The following is an 18,629-nucleotide window of genomic DNA, read 5'->3' on the forward strand; positions in this document are numbered from 1 at the left end:
GGCCGGAGGCGTCGACCGGTTGCCCTCGTCGCCACCGGTCGCGGCGACGGCACCGGCTGCTGCAGCCCCGGCGCCGCGCGTGCGGCGGCGGTTGCGGCTGCGGCGGGGACGGCCCTCGCCGCCCTCCTCCGACACCGACGAATCGGCCGGCTCCGCGTCCTCACGGCCGCGCTGGGGCGAGCGCGCGTGACCGCGGTCGCCACCACGCTCACCTCGCCCGCCGCGACCGGCACCGGCGCCGGACTTGCCGTGCCGCTTGCCGGTCTCACCGAGGTCCTCGATCTCCTCGGCCTCGAGGCCGGCCAGCTTCTGCTGCGAACGCCGCAGCCGGCCCTTGGCGTCGGTGGGGATGTCGAGGTCGGAGTAGAGGTGGTCGGAGCTGGAGTAGGTCTCCTGGGGCTCGGGGATGCCGAGGTCGAGCGTCTTGTTGATGAGCGCCCAGCGGTGCAGGTCGTCCCAGTCGACGAACGTCACCGCGACACCGGTGTTGCCGGCACGAGCCGTGCGCCCGATGCGGTGCAGGTAGGTCTTCTCGTCCTCGGGGCACTGGTAGTTGATGACGTGCGTGACGTTCTCGACGTCGATGCCGCGCGCGGCGACGTCGGTGGCGACGAGGATGTCGACCTTGCCGTTGCGGAACGCGCGGAGGGCCTGCTCGCGGGCGCCCTGGCCGAGGTCGCCGTGGATCGCGGCGGCCGCGAAACCGCGCTCGACGAGCTCGTCGGCGACCTTGGCCGCGGTGCGCTTCGTGCGGCTGAAGATGATCGTCAGGCCGCGGCCGTTGGCCTGCAGCATGCGCGAGAGCATCTCGACCTTGTCCATGGCGTGCGCGCGGTAGACGAACTGCTCGACCGCCTTGACGGTGTGGGCGTTCTCGTTCTCGTCACCCATCGCACGGATGTGCGTCGGCTGGGACATGTATCGGCGGGCGAGAGCCACGATGGCGCCCGGCATGGTGGCCGAGAAGAGCATCGTCTGGCGCGAGGCCGGCGTCAGCGACATGAGCGTCTCGACGTCCGGCAGGAAGCCGAGGTCGAGCATCTCGTCGGCCTCGTCGAGCACGACGGTGCGCGCCTGCGACAGGTCGAGGTGGCCCTGCTTGGCGAGGTCGATGAGACGACCGGGGGTGCCGACGACGACCTCCACGCCGGTCTTGAGGGCCTCGACCTGGGGCTCGTAGGCACGGCCGCCGTAGACGGTGAGCACACGGACGCCGCGCTTGCGGCCCGCGCGCTCGAGGTCGCTCGCGACCTGCACGGCGAGCTCACGCGTCGGCGCGACGGCGAGGGCCTGCGGCTTGCCGGGACGGGCGAGCGACTCGAAGGCCTCCTCGCCGGGCGGCACGACGCGGTTGAGGATCGGCACGCCGAAGCCGAGGGTCTTGCCCGTGCCGGTCTTGGCCTGGCCGATGATGTCGTGGCCGCCGAGGGCGACCGGCAGCGTCATGGCCTGGATGGGGAAGGGCGTGACGATCCCGTGCTCGGCGAGCGAGGCGACGATGTCGGGGTGGACGTCGAAGTCCGCGAAGGTGAGTTCGGGGGCGACCGGCGCGGCAGCCGCCTCGGCGACCGCCTCGGTGACCGTCTCGGTGACGGTGGTCTCGGGCGCGTCCGTGGCGACCCCCGCGTCGGCGGGGATCTCGTGGGGCTGGGTCATGGGCATCTCTCGATCGGCACGAGCACCCCGCCTGTGCGGGAGCTCAGTGGCGCGTGACGGGCCGATCGGAGACTGTCAGGGACGGTGGGTGGCTCTGGCGTGGTGCGGGCTCCACCGGTGCGCGACGTCCGCGCGCACCACCTGGGCAAACCATCGGGCCGACCGGGCACCGAGTTGTCCGGCCCAGTCTACCGGCATGCGGGCAGAACGCCCGAACTCCATCACTAGATTGGGCCCATGAGTGAGGACGCGAAGCCCCAGACCACCGAGGACAGCCTGGGCGAACCGGGCGACGAGGCCGGCTACCTCGCCGCCGTCACCGACCTGCTCGGCGCGCTGGCCTACGGCGAGCTGCGCGCCTTCAGCCAGCTGGCCAAGGACGCCGAGCTCGCGCCCACGCTGCGTCACAAGTCGGCGCTGGCCATGCTGGCCGCCCATGAGCTGAAGAACTACTCGGTCCTCACCGAGCGCCTCCGGTCGCTCGGCGTGGAGCCGGAGACGGCGATGGAGCCCTTCGTTCCCGCCGTCGACGCCTTCCACGAGCGCACGAGCGCCTCGGACTGGCTCGAGGGGCTCGTCAAGGCCTACGTCGGTGAGGGAATCGCGCAGGACTTCTACCGCGAGATCTCGCGCTACGTCGACGAGGACACCCGCTCGCTCGTCGTCAGCGTCCTCGAGGACACGGGCCAGGCCGAGTTCGCCGTCACGGTCGTGCGGGAGGCCATCGCCGCCGATCCGCGCCTCGCGGGCCGGCTGGCGCTCTGGGGCCGTCGCCTGGTGGGTGAGGCCCTCACCCAGGCACAGCGCGTCGGCGTCGAGCGCGACGCTCTCGCAAGCATTCTCGTCGGGGCGCCGGGTCGCCCCGGCGCCGACCTCGCCGAGCTCGGGCGCATGTTCGCACGGCTCACGGACGAGCACTCCCGCCGCATGGAGCGCCTCGGCCTGTCGGCCTGAGCGGGCATGCAAAAGGGCCCGACCGGTTGGTCGGGCCCTTCCGCGACGATCAGGTCAGGCGTTGACCTGCTTGTGGCTGATGCGGCCGTAGACGACGATGAGGATCGCCGCGACGATCGCGCCGAGGATCAGCGGGATCCACGCGATGCCGCCGGACTGGTTGGAGTAGCCCAGCTGGCGCACGATGAGGGTCACGATGACGTTGGCGACGATGCCGATGACGATCGTCATCACCAGGGAGATGTTCTGCTTGCCGGGGAGGATGAGACGGCCCAGGGCGCCGATAATGGCACCCACGATGATGGCCGCGATGATGGTTCCGATCATGTGACTCTCCTTCTGGCCACCTCTAGGGCGACCGGTTGGTCCGCGAGGGGAGCGGACAACACATGCGACGAGATCAATGTCTCACCGCAAGGGGCGGGTGTGGTGGATGTGGCGCCTGCCATTTCCGCGGGATTGCGGTGGGTCGACGGCGAAGGTGGCGAGATGGCCCGAATCGGCCCCTCACCTGGGGTCTCAACGCGTCTGGCGGCTGCCGGAGAGCATGCCGTAGCCCACGATGAGCGCGGCTGCGACGAGGACACCGATGAGGCCGGAGATCCAGTCGATCCCCAGGGTGTCGCTGACACCGGTGGCCTTGTAGTAGATGAACGCGCCGATGAGCGACCCGATGGCGCCGAGGACGACGGTGGGCAGAACGCCCAGGTCCTGCCTGCCGGGCAGCACCAGTCGGGCGAGCGGTCCCACGATCGCGCCCGCGACGAGGGCGGCAAGGATGGTTCCGATCACGGTTGCGCCTCCTCCTTCGAACCCGCTCGGCGGCGGTGACGAGCCGGCGGTTCCCGGCCCTTCCTCCACCCTGTACCCGTCCGGCGGCCACGAGCCACACCGGACCGCCCCGGGACACCGCCGGGACAAGACGAAGGCCGCCGACCCGTTCCGGTCGGCGGCCTTCTTCACTGCCTGGATCTCAGTCGTCACCACACGTGACGGACGTGACCTCTTGCAGCACAACTGTTCTCGTATGCGTTCAGTGCGCGCCGAACCCGACGCCCGCCTTGCGCTCGGCACCCGTCGTCACATAACCGATCGACGCGGACGGGACGATGACCCGTCCGCCCTTGTCGTCGGTCAGCTCGAGGACGTCTGACCCGAGCGCTGCCTTGACGGCGGCGTGGATCTCGTCGGACGACTGGGTCGTCTCGAAGGTGATCTCGCGCGCCACGTTCTGCACGCCGATGCGGACCTCCACGTCAAACCTGCTTTCTCCGTTCTGGTGGACACGGTCGACCGCGTCCTGTCGTCACCTTAACCAGCGGGCGTGCCGACGGATTCCCTTGCCGCGCCGCCGGGCCTGTCGCCCTCGCTCTTGTCGTCGGCGCGCCCGACGAGGGGGAAGGCGCCGAACCCGCGGCGGATCAGGGCCGCCGTGATCCGGACGGCGGTCTCCTTGGAGACCTCCGCCTCGTGCGTCAGCCAGTGCCGGGCCGAGGTCTGGGCCAGGCCGACGAAGGCCACGCCGACGAGCACGGCCTCCTGCTGGTCCATCGAGGTCTCACTCCGGATGATCTCGGCCATCGCCTCGGCGCACGTGAGGTCGATCTGGTCGAGGCGCCTGCGCACCTCGGGCTCGTTGGCGAGGTCGGACTCGAAGATGAGGCGGAAGGCCGCGCCCTCCTGGCCGACGAAGTCGAAGTAGGCCCGCGTCATCGTGTTGATGCGCGCCTTGTTGTCCGAGAGGGCGAGCGCGTCGCGGACGAGCTGCTCCAGCTCTCCCGTGTGCTGGTCGATGAGCGCGAGGTAGAGCTCGAGCTTGCCGGGGAAGTGCTGGTAGAGCACCGGCTTGGACACCCCGGCGCGGCCGGCGATGTCGTCCATCGCGGCGGCGTGGTAGCCGTTCTCGACGAACACCCCCAGGGCGGCGTCGAGGAGTTGGGCGCGCCGCTCCGACCTGGGCAGCCGCTGCCCGCGTCCCGGCGGGGTCGTCTCGTCAACCATGCGGATCCTCTGTGCGTGTGGGCGCGTTGCTCGTCGTCCTCGCCGTCCACCCCCGCGGACGACCGTGTCCGTCTCACCATACCGAGCAGTACGGTGAGGGCATGTCGACGGATCCGCTGGTCAAGACGGGTCGGGCACTCAGCACGGCCGAGACGACGAGATACGCCCGACATGTGCTGCTGCCCGAGGTCGGCCGCGACGGGCAGGAACGGCTCAAGGCCGCTCGCGTGCTCGTCGTCGGTGCCGGCGGGCTCGGCTCGCCGGCCCTGCTCTACCTCGCTGCTGCGGGCGTCGGCACGATCGGTGTCGTCGACGCCGATGTCGTCGACCTCACGAACCTGCACCGTCAGGTCATCCACTCCGACGCCGACATCGGCCGCCCCAAGACGGAGTCCGCCGAGGCGGCCGTGCACCGGGCCAACCCTCACGTCACGGTCGAGCGCCACGACGTCGCGCTCGACTCGTCCAACGCCCTCGAGATCATCGGCCGCTACGACCTCGTCGTCGACGGCACCGACAACTTCCCGACCCGCTACCTCGTCAATGACGCGTGCGTCATGCTCGGCAGACCGCACGTCTGGGGCTCGATCCTGCGCTTCGACGGGCAGGTCTCGGTGTGGTGGGCAGGCCACGGCCCCTGCTACCGCTGCGTCTTCCCCGAGCCGCCCCCGCCGGGGTCGGTGCCGAGCTGCGCCGAGGGTGGGGTGCTGGGCGTGCTGTGCGCGGCCATCGGCTCGGTCCAGTCGACCGAGGCGATCAAGCTGCTCCTCGGCATCGGAGAGCCGCTGACCGGTCGGCTGCTGGTCCATGACGCGCTGCGGCAGACCTGGGACACCCTGACCGTCCGCGCCGACCCGGACTGCCCCGTCTGCGGGACCGACCCGAGCGTCACCGAGCTCATCGACTACGTCGAGTTCTGCGGGGTGCCCGGTGCCGCAGCGCCCGACGAGGACGAGCTGCCGGCGGTGACGGTGCACGAGATGGCCGGCGAGCTCGCGTCCGACGAGCCGCCGCTGCTCGTCGACGTTCGCGGCACCGAGGAGCGAGCCATCGCCAGCATCCCGGGGGCAGTCGCCATCCACCTCGACCTCTTCCGCTCTGGTGAGGCGTTCGACGAGCTGCCCACGGACAGAAGGGTTCTCATCCTCTGCAAGGTCGGCGGACGATCGGCCGAGGCGACGCGGCTCGCGCTGCGCGCGGGGCTCACCGACGTGGCGAACGTCGAGGGCGGCATACTCGCCTATCTTCGGGAGATCGACCCGAGCCAACCCGAGTACTGAGAGGCCCCCGTGCCGCTGGAGGACCACGCCGAGCGCGTGCTCGATCTCGTCGCGACGATCCCCGAGGGGAGGGTGCTGGCCTACGGCGACATCGCCCGACGTCTCGGCGGGATGGGGCCGCGCACGGTCGGGACCGTGATGAGCCGTTACGGCTCAGACGTGCCGTGGTGGCGCGTCATCCGATCCGACGGTCGGCCCCCGCAGGGCCTCGAGGACGAGGCGCTCGGGCACTGGCGTGCCGAGGGGACGCCCATGGTGGGTGGTCTGGTCGACGGCGGCCGAGCAGACATGGCGCGGGCGAGATGGGACTTCGGGGGAGCGGTTGCCGGTTCCGGTGTGGTCGACGGGGCCGGCCCGCGGGGAGGTCTGCACCACGTCGAGATCTGGGTCGAGGACATCGCCGCGGCGGGGCGTGAGTGGGGCTGGCTGCTCGGTCGCCTCGGCTACCACCTGGGCGATGACTGGGGGCACGGCCAGGCGTGGGAGCTGGGCTCGCTCTACGTCGTCGTCGAGTCCGGACCCGACGTCGTGCCGGGTCGGCACGAGCGGAGACGCCCGGGGCTCAACCACCTTGCCTTCCATGGCGGTTCGCGAGCAGAGGTCGACGCGCTCGTCGATGCGTGTGCCGAGGGCGGGTGGACGCTGATGTTCGCCGACGCGCACCCGTATGCCGGGGGCCCGAGTCACTACGCCGCGTACCTCGAGAGTGGCGAGGGCTTCGAGGTCGAGCTCGTCGCCGCGGTCGCGTCCGGATGAAGGCCCGGCTGGCGTGAGATCGTCAGCCGGGCCCTCGACGGGGCTCCCGGGTCAGAGCCTCGGCAGCGTCCTCGTGTGCTCGATCCGCACGGCCTGCAGCGCACGGGGATCGAGGCCCAGCAGGTCCAGGATGGCGGGTGCGATCTGGGTCGTCTGGACTGGGGTGGTGTCGACCACCTGGCGGGGAACGCCGGCCCCGGAGACGACGAGGGCGACGTCGCGGTCGGCGGGTGCGTCGCCTCCGTGCTCTGCGATCTTCTTGACGTTGCCGGTGTAGACGACGCCGTACTGCGCGATCCCGACGAGGTCGGGGGCGTGGCTGTCACCCCGGGGGGCGCCCATCAAGGTGTCGGCAGCCGAGCCGGTGTAGACCTTGGTCAGGCCCGAGGAATCCACGGTGGTGGAGTGGACGCCCTTGGGGTCGCCGGCCTTGTTCGCCGGGGCGGTGTGCGAGAGCAGGTATGCCTTGGCGAAGGCGAGCGCGGCCGGGCTGCGGTCCGAGAGCCACATGAGCATGCCGTCGTCGTCGACCGTGAAGGTCACGAGGGGCGCTGCGCCCGGGTGGGCGGCCTTCCACGCCGCGTTGATGCTGTCGACGATCTTGCCGTCGTCGACGCGACGCAAGGCGCTGAGGTCGGTCGGTGACTGGCCGTGCTTGGCGGACAGGATGATCGACGTGCTCGAGTCGAGACCGCGCTTGTGGATCTCGTTGCGCATGGCGCCGACCTGGGCATCGACGTAGTCCAGAGCTCGGGTGAGCAGCGGGCCCGGGGTCCCGTCCGCGTTGTAGCCGCCGGCGAGGCCGTCCGAGGTCGGCAGCTTCTCGGCCGTCGACACCGTCTGGAAGTTCATGCCGAAGACCGCCGGGGTGCCCACCGGGTGGGTGCCGGAGTGGTCCTTGCCGGCGATCTCGTTGAGGACGGCTGCGACCTTGGTGCTGTCGTACTCCTGCGTCAGTGCGTTGTCCGTCGACCAGTCGTCACCGGCGGCGTCGGCGACGCCGTTGATCTCGGGGGTGAAGAGGTCCTGGACCCCGGTTCCCGACGGACCCCCGAGGATCTCGTATGCCGGGTGCTTGTCCGACCACGCCGTGCGCAGCCCGTGGGCGCGCGCGACCTCGAAGACGGTGTTCACCTTGAGGTCGTCGTGCGGGTAGAGCGGGGTGCACGTGGCGGGGTTCACCGGGAGGGCCGCGGGGTCGATGAGGGCCTGCGGCGTCGGGGTCATCTTGAGGATGGCCTTGGTGATCGCAGCCGAGTTCGCGAGCGTCTGCGCGAGCGTGTTCGTCGGGATGCTCGTGAGCGCCGGATCGCCGATCTTCTGGCCGGCGTCGAGAGTGATCGGGTTCTGGGACTTGTCGATGGCCTCGGTCCACGGCACCTCGGTGCCGGGTGTGGCTGTGGCGCAGTCGAGGGTCCCCGGTGCGAGCAGGGAGTGGGAGTAGGTGTCGTCGTAGTAGACGTTCGTCATGCCGGGGTTTCCGCCGGTCAGCTGCGCGACCATCCCGGGGAAGGAGTCCGACGGGAACGTGGTCCGTGCGTGTGTGTACTGGGTGCCGCCGGCCGTGAGCGAGGCCAACGCGGATGACGGGTGCTTGGCGATGTACCTGGCCAGGTCACTCTGGTGCAGGCCGTCCACGGAGAGCAGGAGCACGTGTTTGCCGTGCTCCTTGTCCGTGGATGCTGTTGCGCTCGCGGTGGAGAACACGGTGCCCAGCCCGAGCACACCGATCCCGAGAGTGGCGGCCAGGGCTATGGAACGACGGTTCATGTTTCCTCCTTGGTGCGTCCACGGTGGACGCACGACCGGGTCTATCAACGCTGGATGCCTTCCCGGGGAACGCACCGTGAACAACGGGCGGCTCCCATGTTGGGCCCCCGCGGCGCCCTCGATGAACGGATGAAATATGAGGTTTGCCCGAGGTTCACACTGCCGCCGCCTCCGAACCTTCCGCCTTCCCTAGCGTCGAGCCGGTTCGACGATCTGGAGGGAAAGCATGGGCAGCTCGCTCGCGGTCCGGTCTCGGGGCACGACCAAGTACTTCGGCGACGTCGTCGCCCTCGACGGCGTGGACCTCGACATCCCGAGGGGCCAGGTCCACGGTCTCGTCGGGCCGAACGGGGCCGGGAAGACGACCTTCCTCGGGCTGCTGCTCGGCCTCTCCGTCGCCGACAAGGGCAGCCTCGAGATCCTGGGTGCGCCGGTCGACCGCGTCCTCGGGGTGCCCGAGGGTGTGGGCGGTTTCGTCGACGGACCCGGTCTCTACCCCACGCTGACCGCCCGGCAGAACCTGGCCGCGCTCGCAAGGCTGCGTGGTTACGGGTCCGAGCGTGGCGCCGAGGTCGACGATGCCCTGGAGCAGGTCGGTCTCCTCGACGTGGCCGACGATCGGGTGCGCGGCTTCTCGCTGGGCATGCGGCAGCGACTCGGCCTCGCGGCTGCTCTGCTGACCAAGCCGCGCCTGCTGGTGCTCGACGAGCCGTCCAACGGCCTCGACCCGGCAGCCAAGCGGCACGTCCACCGAGTTCTCGCCGACCTGGCCGCCCAGGGCGCAGCGGTCGTGATCTCGAGCCACCAGATGGACGACCTCGCAGCGCTCTGCTCCGCGGTCACGCTCCTGGCCGATGGGCGAATGGTGTTCTCCGGACCGGTGACGGAGCTCGCTGCCCAGAGCGGGCGGCTCGACTACCGCGTGCTGACCTCCGATGCGGACACCACCCGTCGGCTCATTGCCGGGCACCCCGGTCTGGAGCTGGTCCAAGACCGCACACGCCTCCGGCTCGGGGAGGATGTCGTCGTCGCGCGTGGTCCGGTCAGCGCGGTCGACGACCTCGTCGTACGCCTCGTCGGCGCGGGCGTCGCGGTCCGCGAGCTCGGTCCGGTGGTCCCACCGCTCGAGGCGGCCTTCCTGGCACTGACCGGCGCCGATGACGACGTCCTCGCCTCGCAGGGGGCTGTCCGATGAGCGCGACGACCGCGAGCGCGACGACCGAGAGCCAGCCGGTGACGGCTCCCGATCCCGAGCGGGCCGGGACGGCCCGCGTGACCCGTCCCGCCGGCCTCGGATCCAGCGTGCGCTTCGAGCTGTTCAAGCTGCTCGCCCAGTGGCGCGTGCGGATCGTCCTCGCCGCCTGCTGGATCGCACCGGCCGGTTTCATCGCCGCCGCCAGCGGACAGAGCTCGCTGCCGAGCGACACCGTGTTCGGACGGTGGATGTTCGCCACCGGGTGGGCAGCCTCCCTCGTGGTGCTCAGCTTCGCCTGCACGTGGGCGCTCCCGCTGCTGACCTCCCTCGTGGCCGGTGACGTCTTCGCTGCCGAGGACCGCTTGGGGACGTGGCGCCACCTGCTCATGGCGGTTCGATCGCCCCGTCGCATCTTCGTCGCCAAGGCGCTCGCCAGTACCGCCGTGATCGTCGCCATGGAGGTCGGTCTCGCCGTCTCCAGCATTGGCGGCGGCCTTGCCGTGATGGGCAACCGGGATCTCGTCGGGCTCGACGGGCAGCTCATCGACACGAGCCAGAGCGCGCGGCTCGTGCTGCTCGCCTGGGCGTGCACGGTGGTCGCCTCGCTCGCGTTCGCGGCCGTCGGCCTGCTCGGGTCGGTCGCGCTGGGGCGCTCGCCGATGGGCCTGCTCGTGCCGGCGGTCCTGGCCTTTGTGCTCCAGGCAGTCCAGCTGCTTCCCCTCCCGGCCGTCGTCCGCCTCGCCCTGCCGAGCCAGGGATTCCTCGCCTGGCGGGGCCTGTTCAGCGATCCGTCCCAGACCGGGCCCCTGGTCGTCGGCCTGGTCGTCAGCAGTGCCTGGGCCCTCGTCGCGACGGCTGCGGCATACCTCCTCTTCGTGCGGCGTGACTTCACCGACGTCGCGTACGACGGGTCGGGGAGACGGTCCGTGGTCCTGGGGGTCCTTCCCGTGGCCACCCTGGCGGCCGTGAGCGTGGCTGTCGTCGCGGTGGCGACGCCCGCGAGCGGCTCCGGGATCGACCGGGCCAAGATCGAGAGCTCGCTCGCCGCCTCCTTCGCCCACCTCTACCGGCTCCAGTCCCGCGAGCTGCACCGCCCCGACGTGACCGAGGAGCAGCTGCGCACCAGCGCGTCCTGCTACCGGGGCGGCTCGCCGGGCGACGACGAGGGGGCGGGCAACGACTGGCGGTGTGCCGTGTCGTGGCACATCCCCGGAGCCACGGCCGTCGGAACGGCCCTCTACCAGCTCGACGTCGCCCCCGAAGGGCGCTACGTCGCCGACGGGGACGGGCCCAAGGAAGTGAACGGCTACTTCCAGGTGCGGACCCCCAGTGGGGACGCACCCAACCCCCTGTGGCAGATCGACAGCCTCGTCGACCTGTCCTCTGGCAGTACATCGAGCAGTACCTCGAAAGGATGATCATGCAGGTCACTCGTCAACGGCTCTCCGGCTCCGAACCGGCTCCTGAGCGCCGTCGCACCACCCGCAGGATCCGTGTCGCCGCGGCCGGTACCGCGGCCCTCACCATCGTCGGTGGTGGCATCGCCACCGCCGCCACCGGGGCCTTCGGCAACCACACCGTCGGCACGGAGTACGCCAACGGGCTCCAGATCTCCGACAACCAGGTGATCAAGCCCATCGGCGACCGGATCATGACCCAGTACGGCAAGTTCATGGGCTCGACGGTCAGCGCCGACGGCCGCTTCCTCGCCGCGAGCAGCGCCGACAAGAAGGTCGTCCTCCAGGTCTTCGACCTCGCCGCCAACAAGCTGATCTACCGCGTCGGCAAGGCCGCCGGCGTCGACCAGACCCTCTCGGACGGCAGCGTCGGCCAGGAGGGCCCGACCTACTCGCCCGACGGCAAGTTCCTCTGGTTGTCCCAGCAGGACGCCCTGACCCGGTTCCCGGTCAACGCCGACGGCACCCTGGGCAGTGCCACGCGCTTCCCGCTCCCGCAGGTCGACGGCCACTCAGCCCTTCCCGGCAAGTCGGTCTACTCGCCAGACGGGTCGACGCTCTACGTCGCGGTCAACGGCCAGAACACCGTCGTGGCCATCGACCCGGCGACCGGCACGGTCAAGCAGACCTGGAAGGTCGGCATCGCACCGAGGCACCTGGCATTCGTCGGCGGCAAGCTCTACGTCAGCAACGAGGGTGGCCGCCACGCCAAGCCGGGCGAGCCCACGATCAACTCCTACGGCACCGACGTCCCGGCCGACCCCTACCTCGGCGCCTCGACCACCGGCACCCTCAGCGTCATCGACACCGCCGCCCCGTCCTCGGCCGTCAGGTCGATCAACGTCGGGCTGCACCCGACCGCGCTGTATGCCGCGGGCAACGCCCTCTTCGTGGCCAACACCAACAGCGACACGGTGTCGGTCGTCGACACCCGCAAGGACGCCGTCGTCCAGACCATCGCGACGCAGCCGTGGCCCAAGGCCAAGGTGGGCTACGAGCCCACCGGCATCGCGCTGACCAAGGACGGGCATCTTCTGGTCACCCTCGGCCGGGCGAACGCGGTCGCCGTCTACCGCTACGCCGGGACGCCGCAGGCGCCGGTCAGCCACGTCGGCCTGCTGCCGACGGACTACTACCCCTCCGACGTGGCCACGGTCGGCAACCGGGTTGTCGTCACCAACACTCGCGGCATCGACGCCCGCGGTCCGGCCATCACGACGAACAAGGGCTACGGCGTCCCCGTCGTCAGCGGGCACGACACGCACAGCACGACCGCGTCCCTGACGAGCTTCACGATGCCCAGCGACGAGGAGATCAGCCGCTACACCGCGACCGTCTTCGCCCAGAACGACTGGGGCCACAACGACGTCAAGCAGGCCGAGGGCCACCGGGCCAAGGCGGTGCCCGTGCCCGTGCGGCTCGGGGACCCGTCGACGATCAAGCACGTCTTCATGATCGTCAAGGAGAACCGGACCTACGACCAGGTCTACGGCGACGACAGCCGTGGCAACGGCGACCCCTCGCTCGTGCAGTTCGGGCAGAAGGTCACCCCCAACCAGCACGCCCTGGCCAAGCAGTTCGGCCTCTACGACAACCTCTACGACATCGGCACCAACTCCGCCGAGGGCCACAACTGGATCATGCAGGGTGACAACCCGGAGTACACGGAGTCCAGTGCCGGTGAGTACGTGCGCAGCTATGACACCGAGGACGACGCCCTTGGGCACCAGCGCTCCGGATTCCTTTGGACCGCAGTCCAGTCCGCGGGCAAGACGGCGCGCAACTACGGCGAGTTCACCCAGTTCCTGACCAAGCCGGACGGCGCGACGTGGCAGAAGTACTACTGCACCGCCAAGCAGGTCGAAGCCGGCGGCGACCCCAGCCTCCTGACGGACCCGTCCGTCAAGACGGACACCCAGTCGCCGATCCCGTCGCTCAACGCGATCACCGAGCACGACTACCCGAAGTTCGACGTCAACATCCCCGACATCTACCGCTTCCAGCTCTGGAAGCAGCACTTCGAGAAGGACGGGCCGGCGAACTTCAACATGCTCTGGCTCTCCAGCGACCACACCGGAGGGGCGCCGGACGCCAGGGCTCAGGTCGCCGACGGTGACCTCGCTGTCGGCAAGGTCGTCGACGAGATCTCGCACAGCAAGTACTGGAAGGACTCGGCCATCTTCGTGGTGGAGGACGACAGCCAGGACGGCGCGGACCACGTCGACGGACACCGTGCGCCGGTGCAGGTCATCAGCCCCTGGGCCCAGCACGGCAAGGTCAACAGCACCTACTACTCGCAGATCAACATGGTGCGCACCATCGAGCAGATCCTCGGCGCTCGGCCGCTGAACCAGAAGCTCGCCGCGGCGACGCCGATGTTCGACGCGTTCCAGTCCAAGCCCGACCTGACGCCCTTCACCACGCTGCCGAACCAGATCCCGCTCACCGAGCAGGTCACCCCTGCGCCGGCGTGCGGTCAGGACACCACGCCGGCAGCGAGCGGCGCTGCGGCGCAGTCGAGCCCGGCCACCGTGCCGACGTCCGAGAAGGCCGTCGCGGCGCAGTGGGAGGCCTGGCGTGTCAAGCAGGGCTTCAACGGCAGCAACCCGGCCCCTGACACCGCGAGCCCCGAGCTGATGAACCGGTTCACGTGGTACCAGGCGCACAACTGGGCCGCCCCCTATCCGGGCGACTCGACGATCTACACGCCGTCGCAGGTTCCGGGCGGCTACATCCCCAGCGCTGACGCGCAGTGACCCCCAGCCAGGGGTAGCCGAGCGTGCGGGCCGGTCGACGGAGGCACTCGGGCGCGGTCCTCGAGGTTGAGTCGTGACAGCACCTGCTCCACGGCGGCCAGGATGGAGCCGCGCAGCAGCCACGACGAGGTGTCCTCACGGGCACGCACGAGAATGAGCTCGGTGAGGATGGCCTGGGTCTCCCGAAGGATGTCGAGGCTCTGCGCCAACGCATCCTCGGTGTCCTCCTCGCGGCCCTCGGACTCGGCGATGACGAGGCCGCCGAACGCGCGCAGGCAGTCGGCCGTGTCGTGCAGGACGACCGCGAACGCCGAGCGCAGCTCGTCACCGTAGGGGTCCTCAGGCGCTGATTCGGCGGGCAGCTCGGCGAGCAGCAAGGTGAAGAGGGCACGGATGGCCAGCAGGCAGTGCTCGAAGGTGTCGAGGGCCGAGGCCAGCACGGGCTCGACATCGACGGTGCCGAGGGCCCGTGGGTTGAACCGTCGGCTGTCCTTGAGATGGCCGATCGTCTCGGTGGCCCGGGCGACCTCGCGGTTCGCCGAGCGGACCCTGTCGATCCACTCCCCGACCTGCTCGCGGGTCACCGGGCCCGCCTCGAGGGCCTCACCCGCGGCATCGAGGGCAGAGGCCGCGGCCTCGACCACGCGGAGCAGCGCCTGCCTCGCCGCCCCCGTCGGCATGGCCGGTGGGTAGACGATGCTGAAGGCGATCCCGACCGCGGCACCGATCAGGGTGTTGACGATCCGGGTCTCCGCGGCGATGTCGTGGTTGCTGACGCCGAGGATGAGCATCGCGCTGATGGGGGTCTCGAGGGCCTGGTCGCCGAGGCGCAGCACCTTGGCTAGCAGCAGGGACGCGGCGATGGCCGCGGCGAGGCTCCACCAGGTGAGCCCGCTCCAGGTCGACAGGAGCGTGGCCACGAGGATTCCCGAGAGCACCGCGCCGACCCGGACGGCCCCCATCTTGATCGTCGAGAAGGCCGTGGCCTGCACGACCAGCAGGGCCGTCAGGGGGCCGGTCAGGTCAGGGGTGCCGGGAGTGACCACCTGGGAGAGCACGTAGGCCGCCACCGCGGCCGCCGTGAGCCGGAAGATCGTCACCAGTGTGGGTCGCACGCGACGCGGCACGTCTCGCCACCGCGCGGGGTGACTCGGCCAGACCCACGTGATCAGACGGTTCCACGGGGTCGCCCCGGAGCTGTTCTCTGGTGACATGCGCCGCCCTCGGGTGTGCGATGTGGTCACGGTCTCGCCGGGTCGGGCGAACCCTGCGCGCCACCCGCATCGTACGAGACGTAGGCCAGCACCTGCGGGAGCCAGCGTCGCGGGGAGTCCACCGAGAAGACTTGATTGTTTCCAGAAAGCGGGACAGACTCGGACCATGTCCGGTGCCGACCTCGAGGAGCAGCTGCGCGAGTCGGGGCTGCGTGTCACGCGTCAACGTCTCGCCGTGCTCACGGTGCTGCACGACCACCCGCACACCGACACCGACACGGTGATCCGGCGGGTCCGGGAGGTCGCGGGGGACGTGTCGCACCAGGCCGTGTACGACGTCCTGCGAGCCCTCACCGAGGTCGGCCTCGTGCGTCGGATCCAGCCGACCGGCTCCGTGGCCCGCTACGAAGTCCGCGTCGGCGACAACCACCACCACGTCGTCTGCCGCTCGTGTGCCGCGATCGCCGACGTCGACTGCGCCGTCGGAGCGGCCCCCTGCCTCACGGCATCCGCCGACCACGGATTCCTCATCGACCAGGCCGAGGTGACGTACTGGGGACTGTGTCCCGCATGCGCCGCGGCGGCCGCTTCCTGAATGCCCATCCCGAAGAAGAGAAGGACCTCCCGTGTCTGAGCAGCAGCACACCGCCAAGCCTGACGCCGAAGTCGGCGAGATGAACGAGCCGGAGGCCGCCAAGTGCCCCGTGCCCCACGACCGCGCCACGCGACCCGGCGGGACGAGCAACGAGGAGTGGTGGCCGAACCGCCTCAACCTCAAGGTGCTGGCAAAGAACCCTGCCGTCGCAAACCCACTCGGTGACGACTTCGACTACGCCGCGGCCTTCAACAGCCTCGACCTGGCCGCCGTCAAGGCCGACATCGCGGCCGTGCTCACCGACTCGCAGGACTGGTGGCCGGCAGACTTCGGGCACTACGGCCCGTTCATGATCCGCATGGCCTGGCACAGCGCCGGCACCTACCGCGTGCACGACGGCCGCGGAGGTGCGGGCGCCGGACAGCAGCGTTTCGCGCCGCTCAACTCCTGGCCTGACAACGGCAACCTCGACAAGGCCCGGCGCCTGTTGTGGCCGGTCAAGAAGAAGTACGGCCAGAAGCTCTCGTGGGCCGACCTCATCGTCCTCACCGGCAACGTCGCCCTCGAGTCGATGGGCTTCAAGACGTTCGGCTTCGGCGGCGGACGCGCGGACGTCTGGGAGCCGGACGACGACGTGTACTGGGGCTCGGAGGCCGAGTGGCTCGGCGACGAGCGCTACACCGGGGACCGGGACCTCGAGAGCCCGCTCGCAGCCGTCCAGATGGGCCTCATCTACGTCAACCCCGAGGGCCCCAACGGCACCCCCGACCCGCTCTCCTCGGCCCGTGACATCCGCGAGACGTTCGGCCGGATGGCGATGAACGACGAGGAGACCGTGGCCCTCATCGCCGGCGGCCACACCTTCGGCAAGACCCACGGTGCCGCCGACCCGCTGAAGTACGTCGGCAAGGAGCCCGAGGGAGCCCCGCTCGAGGAGCAGGGTCTCGGCTGGAAGCAGTCCTTCGGCACGGGGAAGCTCCAGGACGTCATCACCTCGGGCCTCGAGGTCACGTGGACCCCGACGCCGACGCAGTGGGACAACACCTTCTTCGACGTCCTCTTCGGCCACGAGTGGGAGCTCTCCCACAGCCCGGCCGGCGCGAACCAGTGGGTGGCCAAGGACGCCGAGGCGACCATCCCGGCCCCGAACGCCGACGGCGAGAAGCGACTGCCCACGATGCTGACGACCGACCTGGCACTGCGGGTCGACCCGGCATACGAGAAGATCTCGCGACGCTTCCACGAGAACCCGGCGGAGTTCGCCGACGCGTTCGCGCGCGCGTGGTTCAAGCTGACCCACCGCGACATGGGCCCCCTCGAGCGCTACCTCGGTCCCGAGGTGCCCCAGGAGGAGCTCCTCTGGCAGGACCCGCTGCCCGCCGCCTCGGGCGAGCCGGTCAGCGCCGAGGACGTCGCCACACTGAAGCGGGCCATCGCCGACGCCGACCTGACCGTCACGCAGCTCGTCAAGGCGGCCTGGGCGTCCGCCTCGACGTTCCGCAGCAGCGACAAGCGCGGCGGCGCCAACGGTGCCCGCGTGCGCCTCGAGCCGCAGAGCGGCTGGGACGTCAACGACCCCGCCGAGCTCGCCACGACCCTGCGGGCGCTCGAGGGCATCCAGGCCGACTTCAACGGCCGCGGTGGCTCGACCGTCTCGCTCGCCGACCTCATCGTCCTCGGCGGCAACGTCGCGGTCGAGCAGGCTGCTGCCGCAGCCGGATTCACGGTCGAGGTGCCCTTCCGCGCCGGCCGCGTCGACGCCTCACAGGAGCAGACCGATGTCGAGTCGTTCGGCTACCTCGAGCCGAAGCACGACGGCTTCCGCAACTACCTCGGCAAGTCCGGGCGCGTCCCGGCCGAGTACCTCCTCGTCGACCGCGCCAACCTGCTCGGGCTGTCGGCACCGCAGATGACGGTCCTCGTGGGCGGTCTGCGCGTCCTCGGCGCCAACACCGGCGGCTCGACGACGGGCGTGTTCACCGAGCGTGTCGGCACGCTGAGCAACGACTTCTTCGTCAACCTGCTCGAGCTCGGCACCACGTGGACCGCTGCGAACGAGGGCGCCGACACGTTCACCGCGACCAACGCCGCCGGCGAGCAGACGTGGACCGGCAGCCGCGTCGACCTGCTCTTCGGGTCCAACTCCGAGCTGCGCGCCCTCGCCGAGGTCTACGCCAGCGACGACGCGGCCGAGAAGTTCGTCCACGACTTCGTCGCGGCCTGGTCGCACGTCATGCAGGCCGACCGCTTCGACGTGAAGTGATCGGCTGACGCACGCAGTGGGCCCGGGATGGCGTATGCCGTCCCGGGCCCTTCGCGTGCGGGTGCGGATCGGTCCGCACCGTCGACGGAGACACCCGATCCGATGAGTGACCGCTGAACCCGCGTCGCTCGCGCCGCGGGCCGTGACCGGCTTGCGGCCGGCCGCTGACGGCCCGATCATCTGGGCATGAACGAGACGCCTGGCGCAGCGAGGCGCAGACATGCCGTCCGGGCGGTCATCCTGGACGACGATGACCGTGTCCTGCTGTGCCGCTTCAGCTTCCCGCATCCAGCCGTACCGGCGGACGCCACGGTCGTGTGGGCCGCCCCCGGCGGCGGCATCGAGCCCGGTGAGCTGCCGCTGGCGGCACTGCGCCGGGAGCTGCACGAGGAGACGGGGCTCGTCCTCGACGCCGACCCGACCCATGTCTGGCACCAGGAGGTCGCCGCTCCGGGCCAGGCGGACGGCTACGACGGGCTGGTCAACGACTACTTCCTCGTCCGCACCGCGCGCTTCGACCCGCGCGGCGCGCTGTCCGACGCCGACCTCGCCGCCGAGCACATCACCGGGATGCGATGGTGGCGGCACGCAGACATCGCCGGTTACGACGGAACCGATCTGTTCTCGCCCCGGGACCTCGCGACACCGCTGGCGGCGCTGATCGCCGGTGACCTCCCGGGCACGCCGGTGATGCTCGGCCTGTGATCTCCCGGTCCTGACAGGTCCGCTGTC

The 18,629-nt window shown here is 70.4% G+C and carries 16 protein-coding genes; 9 read left to right on the top strand and 7 right to left on the bottom strand.

The window, feature by feature from the left end; translation table 11 throughout:
• Positions 1 to 1,656 (bottom strand): DEAD/DEAH box helicase (locus tag AB4030_RS15060; RefSeq protein WP_442280022.1); only part of this gene is annotated, 1,656 nt, incomplete at its 3' end.
• Between the two features lie 237 nt (positions 1,657 to 1,893).
• On the opposite strand from AB4030_RS15060, the gene AB4030_RS15065 reads away from it, so the two are divergent.
• A complete protein-coding gene (locus AB4030_RS15065) occupies positions 1,894 to 2,610 on the top strand; it encodes a ferritin-like fold-containing protein (protein WP_442280023.1) in 717 nt (238 codons plus the stop codon).
• A gap of 54 nt (positions 2,611 to 2,664) precedes the next feature.
• On the opposite strand, the gene AB4030_RS15070 is transcribed toward AB4030_RS15065, so the two are convergent.
• From AB4030_RS15070 to AB4030_RS15085, 4 genes are all read right to left on the bottom strand, one after another.
• Positions 2,665 to 2,937, bottom strand: a complete 273-nt coding sequence (locus AB4030_RS15070) for a GlsB/YeaQ/YmgE family stress response membrane protein (RefSeq protein ID WP_442280024.1) — start codon at positions 2,935 to 2,937, stop codon at positions 2,665 to 2,667.
• Positions 2,938 to 3,129: 192 nt separating this feature from the next.
• Positions 3,130 to 3,402 (bottom strand): GlsB/YeaQ/YmgE family stress response membrane protein, encoded by a 273-nt coding sequence (locus AB4030_RS15075; protein WP_442280025.1) that lies wholly within the window; start codon positions 3,400 to 3,402, stop codon positions 3,130 to 3,132.
• A 241-nt stretch (positions 3,403 to 3,643) separates the two neighbouring features.
• The gene (locus tag AB4030_RS15080; RefSeq protein ID WP_442280026.1) at positions 3,644 to 3,865 is read right to left on the bottom strand and encodes a DUF3107 domain-containing protein; all 222 of its coding nucleotides are present in this window, start codon (positions 3,863 to 3,865) and stop codon (positions 3,644 to 3,646) included.
• 56 nt (positions 3,866 to 3,921) lie between these two features.
• Positions 3,922 to 4,611 carry a TetR/AcrR family transcriptional regulator gene (locus AB4030_RS15085; protein WP_442280027.1) on the bottom strand — a complete coding sequence of 230 codons (690 nt, stop codon included), beginning with the start codon at positions 4,609 to 4,611 and terminating at the stop codon, positions 3,922 to 3,924.
• Positions 4,612 to 4,712: 101 nt separating this feature from the next.
• Here AB4030_RS15085 and moeB point away from each other — a divergent pair, with 101 nt between their 5' ends.
• Together moeB and AB4030_RS15095 are read left to right on the top strand one after the other, a co-directional pair.
• Positions 4,713 to 5,891 carry a molybdopterin-synthase adenylyltransferase MoeB gene (moeB, locus tag AB4030_RS15090; protein ID WP_442280028.1) on the top strand — a complete coding sequence of 393 codons (1,179 nt, stop codon included), beginning with the start codon at positions 4,713 to 4,715 and terminating at the stop codon, positions 5,889 to 5,891.
• Positions 5,892 to 5,900: 9 nt separating this feature from the next.
• The gene (locus AB4030_RS15095; protein ID WP_442280029.1) at positions 5,901 to 6,647 is read left to right on the top strand and encodes an MGMT family protein; all 747 of its coding nucleotides are present in this window, start codon (positions 5,901 to 5,903) and stop codon (positions 6,645 to 6,647) included.
• Between the two features lie 51 nt (positions 6,648 to 6,698).
• Here AB4030_RS15095 and AB4030_RS15100 read toward each other — a convergent pair whose 3' ends face one another.
• The gene (locus tag AB4030_RS15100) at positions 6,699 to 8,417 is read right to left on the bottom strand and encodes an alkaline phosphatase family protein (RefSeq protein WP_442280030.1); all 1,719 of its coding nucleotides are present in this window, start codon (positions 8,415 to 8,417) and stop codon (positions 6,699 to 6,701) included.
• Positions 8,418 to 8,643: 226 nt separating this feature from the next.
• On the opposite strand from AB4030_RS15100, the gene AB4030_RS15105 reads away from it, so the two are divergent.
• From AB4030_RS15105 to AB4030_RS15115, 3 genes are read left to right on the top strand one after another with little or no spacing between them, the layout of a single operon-like run.
• Positions 8,644 to 9,612 (top strand): ATP-binding cassette domain-containing protein, encoded by a 969-nt coding sequence (locus AB4030_RS15105; RefSeq protein ID WP_442280031.1) that lies wholly within the window; start codon positions 8,644 to 8,646, stop codon positions 9,610 to 9,612.
• On the top strand, positions 9,609 to 11,030 hold the full coding sequence (locus tag AB4030_RS15110) for an ABC transporter permease (RefSeq protein ID WP_442280032.1): 1,422 nt from the start codon (positions 9,609 to 9,611) through the stop codon (positions 11,028 to 11,030). The genes AB4030_RS15105 and AB4030_RS15110 overlap by 4 nt, the downstream gene beginning before the upstream one ends.
• 2 nt (positions 11,031 to 11,032) lie before the next feature.
• A complete protein-coding gene (locus AB4030_RS15115) occupies positions 11,033 to 13,825 on the top strand; it encodes an alkaline phosphatase family protein (RefSeq protein WP_442280033.1) in 2,793 nt (930 codons plus the stop codon).
• Here AB4030_RS15115 and AB4030_RS15120 read toward each other — a convergent pair.
• Positions 13,798 to 14,940: an FUSC family protein gene (locus AB4030_RS15120; protein WP_442280034.1), complete on the bottom strand. Its 1,143-nt coding sequence runs from the start codon at positions 14,938 to 14,940 to the stop codon at positions 13,798 to 13,800. The genes AB4030_RS15115 and AB4030_RS15120 overlap by 28 nt on opposite strands.
• 265 nt (positions 14,941 to 15,205) lie before the next feature.
• On the opposite strand from AB4030_RS15120, the gene AB4030_RS15125 reads away from it, so the two are divergent.
• The 3 genes from AB4030_RS15125 (at position 15,206) to AB4030_RS15135 (ending at position 18,602) form a co-directional block, all read left to right on the top strand.
• On the top strand, positions 15,206 to 15,634 hold the full coding sequence (locus tag AB4030_RS15125; protein ID WP_442280035.1) for a Fur family transcriptional regulator: 429 nt from the start codon (positions 15,206 to 15,208) through the stop codon (positions 15,632 to 15,634).
• A 79-nt stretch (positions 15,635 to 15,713) separates the two neighbouring features.
• Positions 15,714 to 17,897, top strand: a complete 2,184-nt coding sequence (katG, locus tag AB4030_RS15130; RefSeq protein WP_442280144.1) for a catalase/peroxidase HPI — start codon at positions 15,714 to 15,716, stop codon at positions 17,895 to 17,897.
• A gap of 186 nt (positions 17,898 to 18,083) precedes the next feature.
• Complete coding sequence (locus AB4030_RS15135) at positions 18,084 to 18,602, top strand: NUDIX domain-containing protein (RefSeq protein ID WP_442280036.1); 519 nt, start codon at positions 18,084 to 18,086, stop codon at positions 18,600 to 18,602.
• The last annotated feature ends 27 nt before the right edge of the window (positions 18,603 to 18,629 follow it).

Source organism: Terrabacter sp. 2YAF2 (genome assembly GCF_052114705.1).
Classification (GTDB): Bacteria; Actinomycetota; Actinomycetes; order Actinomycetales; family Dermatophilaceae; genus Terrabacter.